Consider the following 22,667-nt stretch of genomic DNA (forward strand, 5'->3'; position numbering starts at 1 on the left):
GTAGAATTATCAACGAATTAAATAAAAAAACACCTTCATTCTGAAGGCGGGGGAGTAATTAGTATGATGAAAGAACACATTAATTTCAACACTGTTGCTAAGGAACACAAGAAGCTATACAAGTCAGGTAAGACATGGATGGCTGCCACATTAATGACAGTAGGACTTGCTGGTGGAGCGATGTTAGCAGGAACAACTACTGCTAACGCTGATGAAGTAACACCAGTTCAAAGTGCAGGTACCATTCAAGCTAGTCAACAAGCAACTGATCCAGAACTTGCTAATGCACAATCAGATGCTCAAAAACAACAATCAACGATTGATAGTACTAATGCTCAATTAAAGGATCAACAAAACCAATTGAGTGAAGCACAAGGTCAACAAAGTTCTGCTCAACAAGAACTTGACCAAGCTAAGCAAGCACAACAAGTTGCTACTCAAAATGATCCAGCAGTTAAGCAAGCTCAAGCAGATGTGAACCAAGCACAGCAACAAGTTGATAATCAACAACAAGTAGTTAATGATGCACAAACTGCAGTAAACAACGATAGCCAAAACATCCAAAGTGCTACCAGTGCTGTAAGTCAAGCTAGTCAAGCAGTTGACCAAGCACGCCAAACTGCTACGGATGCAATTAACCAAGCTGCAGCACAACAAGCTAATGAAGCCCAAAATAAAATTGACCAGCTTGAAAGCCAAGGTAAGGCTCAAGCTAGTCAAAACTTAGATAATCAGATTAATAATGTTAGTGGTCAAGTAACAGACGCACAAAATAATGTAAATAATACTAATTCAAAGATTAGTGATTTACAAGGTCAAGTAAAGGATTTGCAGGATCAAGAAAAGAATACTCAAACTGATCCTAATATTAAGACAGTTCCTAATGGGGTAATTGATACTTCCAAGAGTTTGTTGGAAAATGCTAGTCGGAACAATTTATGGCAATCTAATGATTTAACTAAGGATAATGGAAACATTATTCCACAAAACATTTATGTTTCACCAGATAATAATAAAGGGGCTGATGATCCAAATGCTAATGTGGGACCAAATTCAAGTTTATCAACATATGATCCATATTTTGAAACACCACAGTTTGCTATTAATTCTAATACAGGTGCAACTGATGAGCAAAAACAAGAAGTAGCTATTATGCTTATGAACGAAATTAATCATGCACGGGAAGAACGTGGATTAAAGCCATTCACTATGAGTGAACAAAAGTATCAACAAGCACAAGTGCGAGCAAGCCAACAAAGTGCTAATGGACTTGAGCATAATGAAAATGACATTATTTCTGCTTTTGGACGTGATCAATATGAATGTTTAGCATATATTCCTACTAATGGAGCAAATAATGTTTTATCTATGCTATATAATGCTAGTTCCACTCTTTCTAATATGCTAAACGCCGATGCTAGTTCAGATTGGGGACACCGTGAAAACTTCCTTGAAGATACTGGTGATCTAAACTATGATGCAGCATTTGGTTTCCATCTTACAGATGATGGCCAATACTACGTATTAACCTTTGATTATGATGGTCCTGCACGGAACAATACTCCAAACATGATGGATCGCATTGCTAATTATGCCGCAATGGGACCAATTACTGGTGATACAAAGGCTGTTGATAACAGTGCTAAGATTAACGATTTGAATAACCAAATTAGTAATCTTCAAAGCACTTTAGCTAGTCAACAATCACATTTGCGAGATTTAAATACCCAACTTCAAAACTTGCAAGCACAAAAAGCTAATGTTCAATTTGACTTAAACCAATTGAGTTCAGACCAACAAACTGAATACAATAATGCTAAGGACACCTTGAACACTGTAAATGATTGGAAGCAAGGACAATTATCTAATCTTGATAGCAACAGTAATGTTCAAGACGCTTTGAACAAGTTAAGTTCAGCTAAGAACAATCTTGAAAGTGCAAAGCAAACTCAAAGTGAAGATGAAGCTAAGTTACAACAAGCCAAGGATGGTTTATCAAGTTTGAACGAAGTCTTAGCTACTAAGAAATCTGCACTTGATAATGCAGAACAAACAGCTAATGCAAGTGCTAATCAAGCGGTAAAAGATGCACAAAAGAAGTTAGATACTATTAATGACAAGATTAGTGACTTGCAAAATGCTATTGAAGCTACTAAGACAACAATTAGTAATGCTCAAGCACAACTTGATAAGGATAATCAAAAGATTGCTGACATCAAGAATGGTCAAAAGCCTGCTAAACCTGATACTGGTAAAAATGAAGGTAATAAGGGTACTACAACCCCAACTGATCCAAGCAAGGATGATAACAAGGGTAGTGAAACTACTAACCCAACCAATCCTGTTAAGCCAGATGATGGTAAAAAAGATGATAACCAAGGTACTACTCCTGTTAACCCATCCAAGCCAAGTGATGGCAACAAGGACAATGTAACACCATCTGATCCAAGCAAGGATGACAGTAAGAATAGTGAAACTACTAACCCAACTAACCCTGCTAAGCCAGATGATGGTAAGAAAGATGATAGCCAAGGTACTACTCCAGTTGAACCATCTAAGCCAAGCGATGGCAACAAGGGTAATGTAACCCCAACTAATCCAAATAAGGGTGATAACAAGGGTAGTGAAACTACAAATCCTACAACACCATCTAACCCAACAACTCCTGCACAGCCAGATACTGGTAACGCATCAATTAGTGGTCAAGCTGGTCACAAACCTGCTACATCAGATAATGGTAGTGAAGTATCTGATAACAATGCTACTAAGCCAACAATTGTATTACCAACTACTGATAAGGAAAACGATTCAGCAGTTTCTGGTGCACAAGGACAATATACAACTATGACTCGTGAACAATACAAAGCGCAACAAGCTAAATTGCCACAAACGGGTAATAGTGACAGTAAAGCAGTGATTGCATTAGGAGTATTAGCTGGTATGTTTGGCTTTGGATTAGTTACTAAAGGCAAAAAGGAATTTTAATTAGACTAATAAAGTATTAGGCTTAATATACTTACTTATTCTTTCTTAAAATAGAGCAATGAGATGTTGAATTATGTGTTCTTTCGCTATATCTCATTGCTTTTATTTAATACAAGTTTTCAGTAAGGTGGATAACTAGTAATGAATAAAATTAGTGAAGAAAAATTAACTATTAAAAATACTGATAAGATAGATGTTCCAGTTACAGAGTTAGAAAATAAAAATATATCAATATTTGATATGGTTAGTAGTCAACAGATTAAAATTGATGATTGTGCTCATAAACCTAAAAAAGGTTAAAAATATTACTGCTTTATGTGTTCACGCTAAAAAATTTTTTTGAATAAATCTTTTTTAATTAGAATAAGTTTGTTGAGGTGAATAACTTTAACAAAAAATTTAAAAAAGGATAGGTAAGATAAATGTTACGAAAACATTTCCACGAAACCTATATGGTTTCATTAATCCAATTCTTAAAGAATTGGGAATATCTGTTAGCTATGAACGACAAAGCAAAAAAGACAATCACTCTTAAGCGAGGTAACAAAATTGTTGCTACCGTATTTACTCCTTATACTTTTGAAAAAACTGATGCCGAGATTGAGAAGTTGGAAGCAACTCATCAAGCAGACCAGTTTAAGATTAAGAATTTAAGAAAAGAAAATGAAATTCTTAAAGCTCGTCTTGAATTGTTAGAAAAATTAAATAGAACTAACAACGATCCATTTGAATAAACAAAAACACTTAGCGACTTGAGATTGCTAAGTGTTTTTTGTTGCTACTAATTTTCTTGTGCTTTACGGTTATTTTCCATTTCATGGTAGCAGAAATTGATTCCTTTAGCACAAGCAATACCTGTACGTTCAAAAACATTGTCAGTCAAAGGATAGCCATAATAAATACATAGGTTTTCGATCGTATCGTTGCTATCTCCTAAGACTCTAAATGAATCAGCTAAATCAATAATCGTTTTATTTGCTAAGTTAATACCTTGTTTTTCTAAAAAGGAAGTTGAGCCATAGAAGGTTATAAGCGTCTCTGATTTATCGAATATCTTTTGGATCTCTTTCCTCGACTCTTCAAACAGAGGCTCCTTAATGAGGCTCTCCGGCATGATGCCGTTGATGTTACTATTCCAGTAATCCACCTGTTGAGTATCAAATTTACGATTGAATAATACTTGGTTATTAGGATCGATAATTGTTAGGCGGATTATCTCATCTAAAGAAGTAGGACCAGTAAGATCAATCCAATAGATTAGTTCTTTATTCTTCATTTTAATCACCTCGACTGGCATTGTAACTCTGATGATTAGTAGAAAGCTGCTTCATTTTGATTTGTTTTTTTATCCTATAAAGAGTTGATTTTGACAAATGAAATTTTAATTGCGTTTCACCATAAGTATGGGCTTGAAGATACTTATATGCTTGTCGGTATAAGGGTGTGATAACACGTTTGTTACGACCGCCAGTATTTAAGGTAGCTTGATACTTCTTCTGTTTGATGGCTTTAGAAATGTTTTGACTACGAAGATAATCAAGATAGTTCAGGTGAGCTAATTGAGAAGCAAGTATCCAATTACTAGAATCACTATCATCACTTAAATCCATATCACTAGACTCAATTATTAAGCCTTTATCTTCAACAATATACATAAGACAGCAAAGTTCTCTAACATTACTATATAGACATGTTAGAGTAGGGACTACTAGAACATCCCCTTCTTGTCCAATAGTGTTAAGAAATTTACGAAGCTGATATCGGTCTTTATTATTTTTTCTAAATACATCAGCAAAACAATTTTCGTGAGGAACTCCCATGCTAAGAAGAATGGTAGCTTGATACTTGAAACTGTCCTCTTTACTGATTTTATCTTTTAAAAATCCTGAAACATATCCATATTTAGTCATGGTGATTGCCACTCCTTTTTTTATACTTGTCATTCTTTAGTCTAAGAAAAAAGACTATTCAATCTAGAAAATAAAATTGAATAGTCTTTTAAGAATGAAAATAAAATTAAGAGGAAATAATATAATTAGTGGTCATTATTTAATATATTATTTTTACTTAGAATTTTTGAAATAAAAAAAGAGCGCCTTTTAAGCGCCCAAGCTACCGGTACGGAATAAGTAACCAACTGATTCCATTTTGCACACCGGCATTATTCTTTTGATATTTTAATTATAACATACTTTTAATATGATACAATAGATGAGCACATTGTTGGAATTAACCACTCCACAAAATAGTGTAGGTTGGAGGTGACTCCAATGCATAGTTGGTGCATTATTCTTTTGATCGTGCCTAATAAGCTCGTTAAGCACCTGCTCCATTCTTTGAAAAAAATGGCTAAGGGTGGAATTAAAAAGGCTATCCGCTACCTAGATAAGTAATTATCAGCGGAAAAAAGCTATTTCAGCGGTAGAGAAATCTATCGCTGTTTTTTATTTAATTAATTTCTGGTTCATGTAATCAAATCTATTAACAATTTTTCCATCTATAACAATAGTTTTTGATCCTTCATTCAAGGTTTCACCAGGATATTTTTTCTTTATTTTTCCATATGTCCCTCTTCTGAACGTAGGGGTTTTGATTCCTCTGGAAGTACTGAATAAATCAGTACCACTGGTATAGTATTTAAGTCGTCTTTTTTTAGAAGAACGTTTGATATCTAACTCATTTTTACTCTTTGTATGCTCAGGAGCATTCAAAAATCCACAAAAATATTTAGCAGCAGACTCGCCATTACGATTTGTATATGATTTTATGTAGGCACTTCCTTGTTTCCATAAATTTCGAATATCTTCAATAGGAATAAATGCGATTCCCAATATTATTAAATGAATGTGCCATTTCGGCTTTTCTTCAAAAAGCTTTTCATGTGGCTCATTGATTCTTATATACTCATAATGATACGTCGGATATATTTTTTTGATATAACGTTTTAAGCGCTTGATAAAACAATCAAAATCGTGACTAAGGCTATCTAGATTAGTTTGAGGTTTTTTATAGTCTAAAGTTATCATCACACTATGCTTAAAGGTGTCCACGTAATTTTCAATTGTATAAAATAAATTACGATAGGAACGTATAAGCGATTGTTGATTTTGAATTTTTAAGTCTGATTTTTTAGGGTCTGGTATTACTTCACCTGTTGCTTTATTTATGTATAATCCATTCTTTTTCTTTATTATATGAGAAGAATGTGCTGTAAAACCATTTTTTCGATAATGAATGTGATTATTTGTTACTAAATAATAAACTTGATCAGTATCATTAAAGTTAGATTTTTCATTACTAGTTATCATAATTAACCCTCTTAATAAAGTGTATTGTTTAACATTATATACAAGATAAGATAATTATCATTGATAAGATTATCTATTTATTTATTAATTTAATTATATATCATTTTTCGGTGAAATGTATACACTTATTATTTAATATATCGGTTAATAAGATTTAGAAATATAAAATCATTAATTGAAAATATGACCATATTTTGATATTTATTTTAACTTCAAAACATGGTCATATTTTATAACGGTGAAATGTGAATTTATTTGATGTAAAGTATTAATTGAAAGCATGGTCATGTTTTCAAAATTGACGTTATAGAAAGAAGGCTAGTTTAAAATGAATAAAAAAAGCGAAGAAGAAAAAAGAACTAGTAATATTAAAGTTTTGTTTACTAAAGCCGAGAAAGAAAAAATTGAGAAACTAGCTAGTGTAAGTACTGGGGGAGACAGGTCAAAATATATTCGTGGTGCGATTAGGTTAAGAACTCAGAGTGAATTAGGCGAAATCCTAGCTATGGGACAAGGAGAAAAATCAAAAGGAAATTTTAATCAATTAACTTTAGATCCCATTATAGAGAGTCTTCAAGGAGTTCAAGATCAGATTAATGGATTGGACGAGAATGAAGAGAAAGAATTTTACTGGGAATTAGTAGAATGGTTAATAGACTTTATGAATGATTCCAAAAATCGTAACCTATTTAATGAACATAGTTATGAGATACCGGATGATCATGAGTAAGTCGTAATTAAAACATGACCATATTTTGATATTTACTTCAATTTCAAAATATGGTCATGTTTTTGTACATATATTTTAGTGTTCAATTTGATGCTTTATTCTTTGCAAAGTGGAAATAGAAATGTTAAAAGCTCTAGAAGTATCTTTATAAGTGTGGTTTAAAAGATAATCATAAGCTGCTTGGTAATGAGGGGTAATCAATCTATTTGGTCTTCCTTCATGATAATTCTTCTTATGTAGCCTAGCATATCTTTTTCCTTCTTGAGTTCTATCTACAATCATATCTCTTTCCATTTCAGCTACAGCAAGAAGGATAGTTTTAACTAATTTACCAATAGTAGAGTTTTCCAGTACGCCTATATTTAATACGTTGAATTTAACACCATTATTCATTAGAGGGTCAAGAATATTTAGTGCTTCTCTAGTATTCCTGGCCAATCTATCCAATTTAGTAACAGTAATAATATCTCCATTCTTTACCTTGCTAGTGAGTTCATCAAACATAGGCCTATTTGTAGTAGTGCCAGTAAACTTTTCAAAGTAAATGTTATTTTTACTGATTCCAGCTTTTTTTAACTGACTTATTTGATCATCAAGGCTTTGACCCTTAGTTGATACTCTTGCATATCCATATTCAGTCATTTTACCAATCCTTTTCTGAATAAACTTTATGACCACAGCTTAACTCTGTTATAGTAAGATCTGAAGGCTTATTCAGAAACTTTTAAGTTGATGGGTAAGGAAAATAATAATAAAATTATTGAATTATAACAGAGGTGAGCAAAGCAAATATGAAAGGAACCATCATAAAGGTATATAGGAATTATGGAATTGTAAAAGCCGAGGATAAAGGAAAACAAGTAGAATTTATGTTTTATATTTTTCCAGATATGGTGAATAACGGAGAGTATAAGACTAGTAAAAAAGTATCTTTTGATGTTGCCAAAACAGAAGTGCGAAATTCAAAAGTATCTATTGCATATAATATTAAACCGTTACCTGATAGTGAGGTAATACAATTTCACATACAAGATGAGAAACAAAAAGATTATCCGTATGGGGTATATAAGGATTTCTTTCAAGTTGATAATAACAAAATTCTATTAGAAGAATTAATAGCAGAAGATGAGCACTTTAAGGAATTTACATTGAAATGGGTACTATTTTTAGAAAAAAAGATAAGACAGATGCTAGTAGTTTTGGTTGAAAAATATAAAATAAAGAGGGGTTCTGTTTACGATATTCTAAAAAAGGAAACCAAAACTGATTACAATAAAATCATGAGAGAACTAGGGAAAACATATAAATTTAGAAATGAATTTAATCTTTTAACGATAAAAAGAAAGAACAAAAATGATGATATGAATTTCGAAGTTCTTGATGCACCCCTTGCTTTGTATTTGGGAAGTACAACTTTAGATAAATTACATTCGATTGTAAAGGCATTATGCTCATCTATCTTTGATGATATTGATGAAAAAGAGGACGAGAATGTTAAATTCTTAAAGCGAACTTTAGAAATGTTTGGTGATTTATCTATAATAAGAAATGCTGCTGCACATGGTCGTCCATTAATTCCATTAATTTTAGATGATAAGTATGCTCCTAATGAGCTGTATGATCTTTCCTCGGTCGACCCTAAGTTTAATTCGGGAACGGATGTAACTCAATGGAAATTATTTCAACCAATAAGATATGTAGCAAGGCAAATAACTAAAGAGGGCTTCGCACCAACTTATTTTGATGGAGGATTGCAAAATACAGGATTATATACTAGTAAATACATTTTGAGTAATCCTGCGAGAAGGTCATTCTTTTCATATTTGTATATTTTAGAATTTTATTTTAGATTTGTAGATGGGAATAGAAAAAAAGAATTCGTTGAGGACCTACATAATTTTGTTCCTTTAAAAGATTGTGATAATTTAGATAATTATCTTTTAGCAAAATATCCAAAAAAGAATCCAGTCCTAAAACAAGCTATTAAATTTACGTATCCACTATGGTGGGGCGAAAGCTTTTGGATAATGGTGGATAATGGAATTTTAATGGATAATCAAAAAAAGCCCAGCTAAAAAGCTAGGCGGTCGTCAAAGTCGCTAAACCATGCTATAATATAACCGTAAAAGAGAATATATCATATTCAACAATTAGGCTGATAGCTTAACGGTAGCACTCTTATCCTGGTGTACGGCAATACACCACCAGCCAAGTGCAACAGAGTAACCAGCTCCTAAGTTGACATCTTGTGCATTGGTGGTAGCCAGTGCACTTTTTTATTATAACAAATTAGAATGTGACTTTCTTTTCCTTATTAGCAGTTTTGTATTCGCTTATTAGTCCCTTTCTAGTTAGTTGCAAACATAATTTAAGCTTTTTTTTATAGCTTAACTCATCCTCTTTGGACAAATCACAAATAAAACTTAGCGAATTATTGTCGGAACTGTTATCGTCTTTCCAATATAAAACATCTTTTTTAAATTTTTTATCTTTAAATAATTTTTGATCGCCTTCTAGAGTTTCTTCTAATATGATATAGCGATAAAAACTAAGTTCTTTTTTAGTATCATGACATTTTAGGCCATAAATACTGTATTTTTTATGAGCAAAAACAATTTTATGATCTATATTTGGGTACTTTATATAAAAAGAAACTACCGTTTTAAATTCAAATTTAGCATCATCTAATTTTTCTTCTACTTTGTCTATTTTTAAATGATCTACATTAAGGACAAAATCATCAAGTGGTAAAAGCTGAGTTACATTAGAGCCTTTATCTCCAGAAAATCTTAAAATAAGACCAGCATCTTTTAAAGCTTTATTCCAATTATTAATTGTCCTTGGGTTAGTTTGCAATTTTTTTGATATAGTAGCAATGCTATGCCAAGAGTATCCACCATTGTTATTAGCAACTTCTGCATAATACAGATATAAATTCATTGCTGCTGAACTTTTTAATAAAGGCAGATATTGTAAAATGCCATTAGCAAGAAGGAAATATCCTCCTTGCTCTTTTTTTACTTTTAACCACTCTTTATATAAAAAACTCTTTTTCTTAACGACTTCGTCTGGTTCGTCTTTTAAATGGAGATCTGCATCAAGTGTCATTTTGTCCTCCTAAAATAAATTTTATATGTGAAAAGATATGAGAGAAATCTCAACCTCTATTTTACGATAAATTCGTTTTATGTTTAGTAATAGTTGGTAGTTTTAGTTTTTGCTATATTTATTATATAGTTAGTTGGAAATATGTATCGTAAAACTGCGCATTAAAACCTTGCACTTTGCGTTTTTCATTTTGAAAAATAAAGTATATACTACGCCATAGAAATACGAAAAGTATTGCAATAGATGATTTATGTGAAATTAAATAGCTTAAAAATCATCTATGATATGTATGGAAGGAATGAAGAACATGATTAATAATTCGAATTTTGAATGGGAACAAACAGTTTGTATAAAGAAAGATACATTTTTGGAATGCTTTGAAAAAGCACGAAAATTGAGTGAAGCAAAGCGATTATCAATAAGTGTTATGAGAGGCAATGAGCGGGATGGAGTATTTTATTCAGCTAAAGCCTATGATGAATTATTAAAGCAAATTAATGGGTTAAAACGTGAAATTTTAATCCTGAAAAATAGGTAGGATTAAATGTATAGGTAAGCAAAGAAATCAATTAGCAATATATTAAATATAGTGAGCATCTAATTTATTTTAATAGTTTAGAAAGGAACAGTAATAAATGAATAAGTTACAAGTATTATTTACACCAGAACAATTAAAAAATATTAGTGATCAAATTATCATGATGATTCATAAAGAGAAAGAGTTAAATGAAAGTATTGCGAATAAACCCTATCTAAAGCTAAATGAATTTGCAGAATGGACAGGATTCACAAAGCCGACAATTCGGAAATTTGTTAAAGCAGGCTTACCTGTTGCGTACGTTGGTAATCAAAAGGTATATGGAAAACAAACATATATCAATTGGCTTAAAGCTAAAGAAAAATAAATAAAAGCCCATAGAAGGGCCCTTTTGTTAAGAAATGATATATCATGGTAATGAACCATTTATTACTGTGATACTTGAGGATAGAAGTGATAGAGGGTTAGATATTATGAAATATAAGAAAACCAATAAAATAAAATATACGCCTGGCAAATTAAAACCATACTCTTTTAGATTATATGTAGGCGTAAATGAACTTAATGGAGCTGTTATTCATAGGCAAAGATCTTTTAAGACTTATGAAGAAGCCTTGGAAGCATTGGCAACTATGAAAAAAGCGGTGAAACGAGGAGAGTTTATTTCAAGTAAAAAAAGATATAAATTTCATGATTTGGTAGATTTATGGCTTCCTCAATATAGAACAACGGTAAAACCTTCGACATATACTGTTGTTAATCAATTAGTTCATAAGCATATTCTAGGATCATTAGGCGGTTTTTATTTGGACAAATTAACTGTGATTAAGTGTCAATCTATCGTTAATGAATGGTTTAAGAAATATCCAAAAAGTTATAAAAGAATCTATACTTATGCTCGGAAAATATTAGATTATGGATGGCGAATGGAATTAATCACTTCAAATCCAATGGCAAAAGTCATAAAGCCAAGATTGAAAGAAGAACCTCAGCCATTTACTAATTATTATAGTAAGACAGAGCTGAACCTTTTTTTAAACGCTTGTAAAAAGTATGATAATCCTATTTATTACACGTATTTTCGCTTACTAGCCTATACAGGTCTAAGACCAAGTGAAGCACTTGCACTAAAATGGTCTGATATTAATATTTTTAATCAATCTATTAGTGTTTCGAGAAGTGTTGACACTAAAGAACACAATGAGATAGTCATTGATAAACCTAAAACGAAATTTAGTATAAGAACAATTGATATTGATGATGGTACTTTGAAAGTCTTAAAAGAATGGCATAAATATACTAATTCGAAGTTAGTTAAATTAAAAGATGGATATGTTTTTAATAATCCTAATCGTCCAGAAGGTGTTTTTGTACGTCAGGATGTGAGACGTTGGGATTATGATATTGCTAATGCCAATCAACTAAGATATATTAGTCCTCATGGTTTTAGGCATACTCATGCTAGTATGTTATTTTCTGCTGGTGTACAAGCAAAAGATGTACAAGAACGTTTAGGGCACTCAACTATTAAAACAACTCTTGACCTATACGTTCATCTCGGTAAGCAGCATAAAAAGAAAGCAGTATCAAAGTTTGCTACGTTCATGGAAGGATAAATTTGGTCGATATTTTTGGTCGTTGCAATTAGGACTTGCTATTTTTTCTATATATAATAGGAAAGATAGGGATACAAAATAATTCTTGTAATTCCGATAAGTTAAAAAGACTGTTATCACTTTCTTAGTAGAGAGATAGCAGTCTTTTATTATTAACCTTCGAAAACATTTAAAACTAAAATGCCAATCAGCACTCCATAATTGAGACGCTGATTGGCATTTCTATAGTTTGATTATGCATTGAAACTGTCTTTTATAAACTTTGCAATTTGATCTACTGGAATTTTTTCCATATTATCATAAAGGTCAATGTGCTCACAGTCTTCTACGATCAATCTTTGTTTTGGTTGGTTAGCAAGGTAATAAGCTCTCTCGGAATAAGAACGAGAATGAGCATTGTCTCCATAAATAAATAGGATTGGTCGTGGTGAAATTTCTTTGATATAGTCTAATGCGGAAAATTCAAGCATTGCTAAATTAGAAGTAGTTGTTGCAGTTCCGCGTGCGTTAGGATGGAATCCACGTTTAAGAGCATAAAAGCGAAGCCACTCATTTGTTAGTTCATCATGATTTGGCAAATCGTCAATACTATCATATGGTTCTTCTGGGAAGGATGGATGGTAGTCGGGTTGCCCATTTTCAAAATCATCCCACCGTTGCCTTGATAATTGATCTTTAAGTTGGAATAATTGTTCAGGAGCAAAATTAGCCATCTCACGAATATCTGTCATATCATACATTGAAATTGTTACAACAGATTTAATTCGCGTATCAACAGCCGCAGCACTAAGAGCAAACCCAGCGCCCCCGCTGATACCAATAACACTAATTTGTTCACGATTAACATGCTTTGCTTTTGTACCTAGATAATCAACTGCAGCACTAAAAGATTCCGCGTATAAGTCTGGAGAAGCAACATGGCGTGGTTCGCCAGCTGATTCCCCCATGTATACTTGATCAAATGCGAGAGTAACAAAACCTAATTGAGCAAATGTGTTTGCATAAATTGCAGCTGCCTGTTCTTTTGTACTTCCATAAGGTGCCCCGATTACGATGGCAGGTAGCAATTTGTCTTCTTCTAGATTCTTAGGGGTATAGATATCAGCAGCAATCGCCGTTCCATAACGGTTATTGTAACGAACATGTTGCCGATCTACATTTTCACTTAGCTTGGTGATATATCCATAAGACATTATTATACTCACTCCTTTATCTTATTGATTAAATTATAACATTCATTATTAATAGGGAGCGTCTAAAATTATAACAGTAAATTTTTAGTGATAATTAGTAAGTGATTTACTGTACAATGTTGCAGAAACTGATTTATTAGGTCATATCATTGTCATATCGGCTCTTTAATTAAAAAACAAAATTTTTTGTTTCATCAAATGTGCAAATTTTCACTTTAAATTTGTCTAAGAGTTGTGGTACTATAAGCATTGTAAAAAGTAATTTGTTTATTAATAAAGGAGATCTTACCTTATGAAAGCTGCTGTTATTAATGATCCAGTAGACGGTTTTGTTACTGTTAAAGATGTTCAACTTCGGGATTTGAAGCCCGGTGAAGCTTTAGTTGACATGGAATATTGTGGCCTTTGTCACACTGATTTACACGTTGCTGCTGGGGACTTTGGTAAGAAGCCAGGTCGTATTATCGGTCACGAAGGGGTTGGTCGTGTATCTAAAGTTGCCCCTGGAGTTACTTCATTAAAAGTTGGCGATCGTGTATCAATTGCATGGTTCTTCAAAGGATGTGGACACTGTGAATATTGTTTAACTGGTCGTGAAACCCTTTGTCGTAACGTTCTTAATGCGGGTTACACTGCTGATGGTGCAATGGCTGAACAATGTATTGTCCCAGCTGACTACGCTGTTAAGGTTCCAGAAGGTCTTGATCCTGTTGAAGCTACTTCATTAACTTGTGCTGGTGTTACAATGTACAAGGCATTAAAGGTTGCTGACATCAAACCAGGTCAATGGGTATCAATCGTTGGTGCTGGTGGTTTAGGTAACTTAGGTATTCAATTTGCTCACAACGTATTTGGTGCTCATGTTATTGCAGTTGATGGTAATCCTGATAAACTTGAAGCTGCTAAGAAGAATGGTGCTGAAATTTTAATTAACCGTCATGACGGTGATGTTGATAAGCAAATTCAAGAAAAAGTTGGCGGTGTTCACGCCGCTGTAGTAACAGCAGTTTCCGCATCTGCATTCGACCAAGCAGTTGATTCGCTTCGTCCAGATGGTAAGCTTGTTGCTGTTGCTCTTCCACAAGGTGACATGAAGCTTAACATTGCTAAGACTGTTCTTGATGGTATCATTGTTGCTGGTTCATTAGTTGGTACCCGTCAAGACTTAGCTGAATGTTTCCAATTTGGTGCAGAAGGTAAGGTTCACCCAATCGTTAAGACTCGTAAGTTAAGCGAAATTAATGATATGATCCAAGAACTTAAGGATAACAAGGTTGTTGGTCGGAATGTTGTTGATTTTGTTCACAACGATAACGACTAATTGAAAAAGTAGTTCATATTTAATTCTCTAAAAGACTAGTGTCGCACTTGAATGCTTCACTAGTCTTTATTCTTTTCTTAAATGTATGACTGAATAATCATAGAAGTAGGCGCCGACCCTAAAAGTGTGTTAAAATAATGGTCAAGATTAGTCAAAAGAGCCGAGGTGATATAATGGAGAATAAAAGTATTTCAGATATTATCGAAGCATATTTAAAAGAAATACTTGGTGACTCAGCTCAGGTTGAGATTCGTCGTTCTGAGATTGCTAACCAGTTTGATGTGGTACCGTCACAAATTAATTATGTTATTAAAACGAGGTTTACTATTCAAAATGGTTACTTAGTAAAAAGTAAGCGTGGAGGCGGTGGATATATTCGGATCGAGCGAGTTAATTTACTTGATGATGTAAATGTGCTAAACTCACTTATTCAAGCAATTGGCGACTCGGTTCGTGAACGTGATGCCTTTGATATTGTTCGAACGTTATATGAAGAAGACGTGATTACGAGACGTGAAGGAGATCTTATGCTTGTTGCATTATCTAAACAAGCATTAGCAGTTAACGACAGTAAGATTGAAGATCAACTTCGCGCTCGGATATTAGTATCATTCTTGAATCGACTTCGTTATGAAAGTTAAAAGGGGGATTGTACATGGATAATATGTTCACGCCAAGTGCAAAGCATGTTCTAGCAATTGCACAAGAACAAGCAAAATACTTTAAACACCAAGCAGTAGGGACTGAACACCTTTTGCTTGCCCTCTCAATGGATAAAGATGGGATTGCTAACAAGATATTTGAACAATTTTCTATTACGAGCGATGATATTCGTGAAGAAATTGAACGCTTAATTGGCTATGGAACAATGGAAAATCTGGGTGCTTCAGATTATCTTCCATATTCACCAAAAGCAAAGCAGGTATTATCATTAGCGGGTAAAGAAGCCCAACAAATGCATGCATTAAAAATTGGTACTGAGCACTTGCTATTAGCGTTAATTGCGGATGAAAGTGTTCTGTCTTCACGAATCTTGTATAGCCTAGATGTTGTGCCGCGACAGATGAGAAAAGTAATCTTACGTCGGTTAGGGATTGCTGATAGTCAACAGCGTAATCCTAATCGTCAACAAGCTCGTCGTCGAACCCAGCAAGCTGGGACACCAACATTAGATAAGTTGGCTCGTGATATGACAGAACTTGCTCGGAATGGTCAGCTTGATCCGGTGATTGGTCGAAATAAAGAAGTTAAACGTGTGGAACAAATCCTTAGTCGTCGTACCAAGAATAACCCTGTTTTGATCGGTGAACCCGGGGTAGGAAAGACGGCGATTGCTGAAGGACTTGCTCAGCGGATGGTTGAAGGTAAGGTTCCAGCTGAATTAGCAAATAAACGTTTAATGATGCTCGATATGGGATCATTAGTTGCAGGTACCAAGTATCGAGGAGAGTTTGAAGATCGCCTTAAGAAGGTTATTGATGAGATTCAGACAGATGGACATGTGATTCTTTTTATTGATGAACTGCATACCTTGATTGGTGCTGGTGGTGCTGAAGGTGCAATTGATGCATCTAATATTTTGAAACCGGCCCTAGCGCGGGGGGAGTTACAAACAATTGGTGCTACTACCCTTGATGAATATCAGAAATATATTGAATCTGATGCTGCACTAGAACGACGCTTTGCTACTGTTCAAGTTGATGAGCCAACTACTGATCAAACTCTGCAAATTTTACGGGGACTACGACCAAAGTATGAGGATCATCACCATGCTAAAATTACTGATGAGGCACTAGAAGAAGCGGTTAAATTGTCAGATCGTTACATTTCAGATCGCTTCTTACCGGATAAAGCAATTGATCTTATTGATGAATCAGCAGCTATGGTTCGAATTGATGCTGAAGATAAGAAAAATCATCAGCCTTCATTAGAAAGTCAATTAGAAGATCTACGCGCCCAAAAAGAAGAAGCAATTGATAATCAAGACTTTGATCGTGCAGCTGCTCTTCGCCAACAAGAATTAGCGCTTAAAGATAAAATTGATCGTAAAGAACAACGCGATCAACAAAGGGACTCTCATAACTATAAATTGAAAGTAACTGGTGAAAATATTGCACAAGTTGTTGCTGAATGGACAGGTGTTCCTTTAACGCAATTGAAGAAGAGTGAGAGTGAGCGATTAGTTAACTTAGAGAAAGTTCTTCACCAACGAGTAATCGGACAGGATGAAGCAGTTGCCGTAGTCGCTAAGGCAATTCGGCGCGCACGAAGCGGTCTTAAGGATCCTAGACGACCGATTGGTTCATTTATGTTCTTAGGACCAACTGGGGTAGGAAAAACAGAGCTTGCAAAGGCCTTAGCTGCTGCAATGTTTGGCTCAGAGGATAACATGATTCGCATTGATATGTCAGAATATATGGAAAAATATAGTACTAGTCGATTGATCGGTGCCGCTCCAGGATATGTCGGTTATGATGAGGGGGGCCAATTAACTGAAAAAGTACGGCAACATCCATATTCTGTTGTTTTATTAGATGAAGCTGAGAAGGCGCATCCTGATGTATTTAATTTATTACTCCAAGTTTTAGATGATGGCTACTTAACTGACGCAAAGGGTCGCCGAGTTGATTTTAGAAATACGATTATTATTATGACTTCTAACCTTGGCGCAACTCAACTTCAAGATGAAAAAGAAGTTGGCTTTGGTGCGAAAGATATGTCACAAGATTATAATGCGATGGCAACAGCGATTAAACAACAAATGAGACTATACTTCCGACCAGAATTTCTTAATCGGATTGATGAGACGATTATCTTCCATTCATTGCAAAAGAAGGAACTTCATCAAATTGTTAAGCTCATGGTTAATGACTTGAATAAGCGGGTAAGCGAGCAAGGAATCAACTTAAAAGTTACTCCTGCTGCAATTGATGTAATTGCAAAGCTTGGTTATAATCCTGCTTATGGGGCACGTCCTCTTCGGCGAGCTTTACAAGATCATGTTGAAGACGATTTGAGTACTGGGCTACTTAGCGGTGAGATTAGTGTGGGAGATGACGTGACAGTAGGTACTCATCAAGGCAAAATTACTTTTAAAGTAAAGAAGCCGGATGAAGATAAAGCTGTTGAATTAAAATTGAATAGGTAAAAGGAACGGTAAATTATTCTGAAAGCGCAGAGTAATTTACCGTTTTAAATTTTGCCTTTGTTAAATTTAAAATACACAAAATAGATATTTGTATTTTAAATATGCTAGAATTACAATATTCGTTCTCTAATGATAACAGAAGAGAAAACTACCGAATTACATTCATTTATCGCATTTGATGATTATTTTTCTGAAACGGTTGTCAAAAGATAAGTTATAGTCTTATAATGTGTTTATCAGATAATCAATGATTTTAATAGGGGATGTTATATTTGAAACGTGCAGAACAACTGGAAAAGACGAGACAAGCAATCTTGAAAACTGCTACAAAGCTATTTTTGCAAAAGGGATTTGGCGAAACTTCTACACGAGATATTGCTAAACAAATTGGAATTACACAACCAGCTTTATACCACCACTTCAGCGATAAAGAGGTTTTATACCTTGACGTAATGACAAATTTATGTGGAAAAGTTCGCCAAGATATTAATAAAGTAATGCGCAAACATGATTTGTCACCGAATGAACAATTATGGCAAATTACCAAGGCGTTAAAAAAACATCATCCATTGAGTATTTATGATCAATACAATCAAGCGATGCGCCTATTATCAAAAAGTGCCCAGCAAAAGCTTAATATGATTTTTACAATGGATTATTTAGAACCGATTGCAGCATTTTTCCGTCAACCAGATGTAGGATTACGTCCTGATATTCTGCCGAAAGAAGCTGCTGAATTATTTATTGCAGGTTTGACTCCGATTTTTGGTACTTCTCAATTAATTGGTGGTCATTCAATCACACCAGAACAACGTGACCAATTGATCTTAGACTGCATTATTAATGGTTTGTCAAATTGGGGCGGAAAAAATTAAAAAATATAAAAATAATTGTTGACAAAATTCAATAGAACTTGTATACTTTAATAGTATGTAATTGTGAGTTCATTTGAACCTGGTGATCTATTGTCCATCAGATTCTGCATAAAAGCCAAAGACAGTCGATGAACTGTTTTTGGATTTTTTTTGCCCAAAAGTCGAATTTTGGGCAAATTGTAATCAAAATGTAATATTAAATGAACTTACGGAATAAATTAGAGAGGTGAACAGTTTGGCTGGACATTTAGTTAAATACGGTAAACACCGTACCCGTCGTAGCTACTCGCGAATTAAAGAAGTTCTCGAATTGCCAAACCTTATTGAAATCCAAACCGATTCCTACAATTGGTTTATGGAAAAAGGTTTGCGGGAAATGTTTGATGATATTATGCCAATTGATGATTTTCAAGGAAAACTTTCTTTGGAATTCGTTGACTATCAACTTTTAGAACCTAAGTATACTGTTGACGAAGCTCGTGAACACGATGCTAATTACTCAGCACCACTTCATGTTACGTTACGGTTAACTAACCATGAAACTGGTGAAATTAAGTCTCAAGATGTATTCTTTGGTGACTTCCCACTAATGACTGACCAAGGTACATTCATTATTAATGGTGCCGAACGGGTTATTGTTTCACAATTAGTTCGTTCGCCAGGTGTCTACTATAGTGAAGAAAATGATAAGAATGGTCGGCCAAACTACGGTGCTACCTTTATTCCAAACCGTGGTGCATGGTTAGAATACGAAACTGATGCTAAGAATGTTTCATATGTTCGCATTGATCGGACTCGTAAGTTGCCAATGACCGAATTGATTCGGGCATTGGGCTTTGGTTCTGACGATGAAATTATCGACATGTTCGGTGGCGATAGTGAGACATTATCATTAACCTTGGATAAAGATGTTCATAAGAATGCTGAAGATTCTCGGGTTGAAGAAGCCTTAAAGGATATTTATGAACGGCTTCGTCCTGGTGAACCAAAGACTGCTGATTCAGCACGGAGCTTATTAACAGCTCGTTTCTTTGATCCAAAGCGTTATGATATGGCACCAGTTGGTCGTTACAAGACAAACAAGAAATTAATGCTTAAGTACCGTTTACTTGGACAAACTTTAGCAGAAACTTTAGCAGATCCTGATACTGGTGAAGTATTGGCACAAAAGGGTGATACGGTAACTAAGGAATTGCTAAATAAGCTTGAACCTTATTTAGACCGTGACGACTTTAAGACTATTACTTACACTCCATCAGATGAAGCAGTTGTAACTGAACCAGTTAAGTTACAAAAGATTTTAGTATATTCTAAGACTGATCCTGATCGAGTTGTACCTATTATTGGTAACGGTCATATTCCATTAGAATACAAGCACATTGAACCAGCTGATATTCTTGCTTCCTTAAACTACTTCTTTAACTTGCAAGAAGGCATTGGCAGCACAGATGATATCGACCACTTAGGCAACCGTCGTATTCGTTCAGTTGGTGAATTACTTCAAAACCAATTCCGGATTGGACTTGCACGGATGGAACGAGTTGTTCGTGAACGGATGTCAATTCAAGATCCTGACACTGTTACTCCACAGCAATTGATTAATATTCGTCCAGTAGTTGCTTCTATTAAAGAATTCTTTGGTTCATCCCAACTTTCCCAGTTCATGGACCAAACTAACCCATTAGGTGAATTAACTCATAAGCGTCGTCTTTCAGCGCTTGGTCCTGGTGGTTTAACTCGGGACCGGGCTGGATATGAAGTCCGGGACGTTCACTATACTCACTATGGCCGGATGTGCCCTATTGAAACGCCAGAAGGTCCCAACATTGGTCTTATTAACAGTCTTTCATCTTATGCACGGGTAAATAAATATGGATTTATCGAAACTCCATACCGTCGTGTTTCTTGGAAAGATCACAAGGTAACTGATAAGATTGATTACTTAACTGCGGACGAAGAAGATAACTTCATCATTGCTCAGGCTAACACGCCATTAAATGATGATGGTTCATTTGTTGACGATCAAGTAATGGCTCGTGATAAGGATGACTACATTGAAACCAGTGTTGAAAACATTGATTACATGGATGTTTCTCCTAAGCAAGTTGTTTCTGTTGCTTCTGCATGTATCCCATTCCTTGAAAACGATGACTCCAACCGCGCCTTGATGGGTGCTAACATGCAACGGCAAGCTGTTCCTTTGATCAATCCACATGCCCCATTAGTAAGTACTGGTATTGACTACAAGGCTGCCCATGACTCTGGGGTTGCAATGATTGCTAAGAAGCCAGGAACGGTTGAATATGTGGATGCTCGTGAAGTACGGGTTCGTGAAGAAGACGGAACACTTGATACTTACAAGTTAATGAAGTTCCGTCGTTCAAACGGTGGTAAGAACTATAACCAACGTCCAATTGTTAAAGTTGGTGAACATGTTGATGCTGATGACGTATTAGCTGATGGTCCATCAATGGAACAAGGTGAATTAGCTCTTGGTCAAAACCCATTAATCGCCTTTATGACTTGGCAAGGATACAACTTCGAAGATGCCATCGCCATTAATGAACGATTAGTTAAAGACGATGTTTATACTTCTATCCACATCGAATCATACGAATCTGAAGCACGTGAAACCAAGCTTGGACCTGAAGAAATGACGCGGGAAATTCCAAACGTTGGTGACGATGCTTTGAAGGATCTTGATGAAAACGGGATTGTTCGTGTTGGTGCTGAAGTTCATGATGGAGATATTTTAGTAGGTAAGGTTACTCCAAAGGGAATGACTGAATTATCTGCTGAAGAACGCCTTCTTCACGCTATCTTTGGTGAAAAGTCACGTGAAGTTCGTGATACTTCATTACGTGTTCCTCATGGTGGTGGCGGAATCATCCAAGACGTCAAAGTCTTCACTCGTGAAAATGGGGATGAATTATCACCAGGTGTAAATACAATGGTTCGTGTTTACATTGCACAAAAGCGGAAAATTCAAGTTGGGGATAAGATGTCTGGACGTCACGGTAACAAGGGTACTGTTTCTATCGTTGTGCCAGAAGAAGATATGCCATACATGCCAGATGGAACTCCTATTGATATTATGCTTAGTCCAATGGGTGTGCCAAGTCGTATGAACATTGGTCAGCTTCTTGAATTGCACTTAGGAATGGCTGCTCGTCGTCTTGGAATTCATATGGCTACTCCAGTATTCGACGGTGCATCTGATAAAGATGTTTGGGATGCTGTTCGTGAATCTGGATTCCCAGAAGATGGTAAGACAATTCTTTATGACGGTCGTACCGGTGAACCATTTGAAAATCGGATTGCTGTTGGTTCAATGCACTATCTTAAGTTAGCTCACATGGTTGATGATAAGATTCACGCTCGTTCAACTGGTCCTTACTCACTTGTTACTCAACAGCCATTAGGTGGTAAGGCTCAATTCGGTGGACAGCGTTTCGGTGAAATGGAAGTTTGGGCTCTCGAAGCTTATGGTGCTGCTTATACCCTTCAAGAAATCCTTACTTACAAGTCAGATGATACTGTTGGTCGTGTTCGGACTTACGATGCAATCATCAATGGTCAACCAATTCCTAAGCCAGGTGTTCCAGAATCATTCCGTGTTCTTGTTAAGGAATTACAAGCATTGGGTCTTGATATGAAGGTTCTTGATGGTAACAACAAGGAAATTCAGTTAAAGAACATGGACGAAGATGATGATGAAGTTGTAAATGTTGATGCATTAGCTAAATATGCAGAAGAACATAAAACAGACGATAAGAAGAACGAAGAAGAAAACAAGTCTGAAGCAACTTCAACAACTACCGATGACAAAACTAATCAAAATTAAT

General features: G+C 35.0%; 20 protein-coding genes. 14 read left to right on the forward strand and 6 right to left on the reverse strand.

Annotation, left to right across the window (positions count from 1 at the left end; translation table 11 throughout):
- The first annotated feature begins 63 nt into the window (after positions 1-63).
- From H5S10_RS08610 to H5S10_RS08620, 3 genes are all read left to right on the forward strand, one after another.
- The gene (locus H5S10_RS08610; RefSeq protein ID WP_182589304.1) at positions 64-2,985 is read left to right on the forward strand and encodes an SEC10/PgrA surface exclusion domain-containing protein; all 2,922 of its coding nucleotides are present in this window, start codon (positions 64-66) and stop codon (positions 2,983-2,985) included.
- Between the two features lie 141 nt (positions 2,986-3,126).
- Complete coding sequence (locus tag H5S10_RS08615) at positions 3,127-3,285, forward strand: hypothetical protein (protein ID WP_153705211.1); 159 nt, start codon at positions 3,127-3,129, stop codon at positions 3,283-3,285.
- Between the two features lie 122 nt (positions 3,286-3,407).
- Positions 3,408-3,719: a hypothetical protein gene (locus H5S10_RS08620; RefSeq protein ID WP_182589305.1), complete on the forward strand. Its 312-nt coding sequence runs from the start codon at positions 3,408-3,410 to the stop codon at positions 3,717-3,719.
- A 47-nt stretch (positions 3,720-3,766) separates the two neighbouring features.
- On the opposite strand, the gene H5S10_RS08625 is transcribed toward H5S10_RS08620, so the two are convergent.
- Positions 3,767-4,261: a 3'-5' exonuclease family protein gene (locus tag H5S10_RS08625; protein WP_182589306.1), complete on the reverse strand. Its 495-nt coding sequence runs from the start codon at positions 4,259-4,261 to the stop codon at positions 3,767-3,769.
- Position 4,262: 1 nt separating this feature from the next.
- Complete coding sequence (locus H5S10_RS08630) at positions 4,263-4,895, reverse strand: recombinase family protein (RefSeq protein WP_182589307.1); 633 nt, start codon at positions 4,893-4,895, stop codon at positions 4,263-4,265.
- Positions 4,896-5,255: 360 nt separating this feature from the next.
- On the opposite strand from H5S10_RS08630, the gene H5S10_RS10445 reads away from it, so the two are divergent.
- Entirely contained in the window at positions 5,256-5,378 is a 123-nt protein-coding gene (locus H5S10_RS10445) for a hypothetical protein (RefSeq protein WP_255505048.1), read from the forward strand.
- Positions 5,379-5,429: 51 nt separating this feature from the next.
- Here the strand turns inward: H5S10_RS10445 and H5S10_RS08635 are convergent, their stop codons facing one another.
- Positions 5,430-6,293, reverse strand: a complete 864-nt coding sequence (locus H5S10_RS08635) for a rolling circle replication-associated protein (RefSeq protein WP_182589308.1) — start codon at positions 6,291-6,293, stop codon at positions 5,430-5,432.
- Positions 6,294-6,621: 328 nt separating this feature from the next.
- Between H5S10_RS08635 and H5S10_RS08640 the strand changes: the two genes are divergently transcribed.
- Complete coding sequence (locus H5S10_RS08640; RefSeq protein ID WP_182589309.1) at positions 6,622-7,023, forward strand: hypothetical protein; 402 nt, start codon at positions 6,622-6,624, stop codon at positions 7,021-7,023.
- Between the two features lie 75 nt (positions 7,024-7,098).
- Here the strand turns inward: H5S10_RS08640 and H5S10_RS08645 are convergent, their stop codons facing one another.
- Positions 7,099-7,665: a recombinase family protein gene (locus H5S10_RS08645; protein WP_153700597.1), complete on the reverse strand. Its 567-nt coding sequence runs from the start codon at positions 7,663-7,665 to the stop codon at positions 7,099-7,101.
- A gap of 149 nt (positions 7,666-7,814) precedes the next feature.
- Between H5S10_RS08645 and H5S10_RS08650 the strand changes: the two genes are divergently transcribed.
- Positions 7,815-9,098 (forward strand): hypothetical protein, encoded by a 1,284-nt coding sequence (locus tag H5S10_RS08650; protein ID WP_182589310.1) that lies wholly within the window; start codon positions 7,815-7,817, stop codon positions 9,096-9,098.
- Positions 9,099-9,312: 214 nt separating this feature from the next.
- Here H5S10_RS08650 and H5S10_RS08655 read toward each other — a convergent pair whose 3' ends face one another.
- On the reverse strand, positions 9,313-10,131 hold the full coding sequence (locus tag H5S10_RS08655) for a helix-turn-helix domain-containing protein (RefSeq protein WP_182589311.1): 819 nt from the start codon (positions 10,129-10,131) through the stop codon (positions 9,313-9,315).
- A gap of 307 nt (positions 10,132-10,438) precedes the next feature.
- On the opposite strand from H5S10_RS08655, the gene H5S10_RS08660 reads away from it, so the two are divergent.
- The 3 genes from H5S10_RS08660 to H5S10_RS08670 all read left to right on the forward strand — a co-directional run bounded on the left by H5S10_RS08660 (position 10,439) and on the right by H5S10_RS08670 (position 12,285).
- On the forward strand, positions 10,439-10,669 hold the full coding sequence (locus H5S10_RS08660; RefSeq protein WP_182589312.1) for a hypothetical protein: 231 nt from the start codon (positions 10,439-10,441) through the stop codon (positions 10,667-10,669).
- A gap of 97 nt (positions 10,670-10,766) precedes the next feature.
- A complete protein-coding gene (locus H5S10_RS08665; RefSeq protein WP_182589313.1) occupies positions 10,767-11,036 on the forward strand; it encodes a hypothetical protein in 270 nt (89 codons plus the stop codon).
- A gap of 106 nt (positions 11,037-11,142) precedes the next feature.
- Positions 11,143-12,285: a site-specific integrase gene (locus tag H5S10_RS08670; RefSeq protein ID WP_182589314.1), complete on the forward strand. Its 1,143-nt coding sequence runs from the start codon at positions 11,143-11,145 to the stop codon at positions 12,283-12,285.
- 233 nt (positions 12,286-12,518) lie between these two features.
- Here H5S10_RS08670 and H5S10_RS08675 read toward each other — a convergent pair whose 3' ends face one another.
- The gene (locus H5S10_RS08675) at positions 12,519-13,478 is read right to left on the reverse strand and encodes an alpha/beta hydrolase (protein WP_182589315.1); all 960 of its coding nucleotides are present in this window, start codon (positions 13,476-13,478) and stop codon (positions 12,519-12,521) included.
- A gap of 292 nt (positions 13,479-13,770) precedes the next feature.
- On the opposite strand from H5S10_RS08675, the gene adhP reads away from it, so the two are divergent.
- From adhP to rpoB, 5 genes are all read left to right on the forward strand, one after another.
- Positions 13,771-14,799 (forward strand): alcohol dehydrogenase AdhP, encoded by a 1,029-nt coding sequence (gene adhP, locus H5S10_RS08680; protein WP_003674904.1) that lies wholly within the window; start codon positions 13,771-13,773, stop codon positions 14,797-14,799.
- A 173-nt stretch (positions 14,800-14,972) separates the two neighbouring features.
- Positions 14,973-15,440 (forward strand): CtsR family transcriptional regulator, encoded by a 468-nt coding sequence (locus tag H5S10_RS08685; protein WP_013923834.1) that lies wholly within the window; start codon positions 14,973-14,975, stop codon positions 15,438-15,440.
- Between the two features lie 14 nt (positions 15,441-15,454).
- A complete protein-coding gene (locus H5S10_RS08690; protein ID WP_182589316.1) occupies positions 15,455-17,947 on the forward strand; it encodes an ATP-dependent Clp protease ATP-binding subunit in 2,493 nt (830 codons plus the stop codon).
- A 272-nt stretch (positions 17,948-18,219) separates the two neighbouring features.
- On the forward strand, positions 18,220-18,822 hold the full coding sequence (locus tag H5S10_RS08695; protein ID WP_003664584.1) for a TetR/AcrR family transcriptional regulator: 603 nt from the start codon (positions 18,220-18,222) through the stop codon (positions 18,820-18,822).
- A gap of 226 nt (positions 18,823-19,048) precedes the next feature.
- Positions 19,049-22,666 (forward strand): DNA-directed RNA polymerase subunit beta, encoded by a 3,618-nt coding sequence (gene rpoB, locus H5S10_RS08700; protein ID WP_003674901.1) that lies wholly within the window; start codon positions 19,049-19,051, stop codon positions 22,664-22,666.
- Position 22,667: the final 1 nt, after the last annotated feature.

It is taken from the genome of Limosilactobacillus balticus (genome assembly GCF_014145615.1).
Lineage (GTDB): Bacteria > Bacillota > Bacilli > Lactobacillales > Lactobacillaceae > Limosilactobacillus > Limosilactobacillus balticus.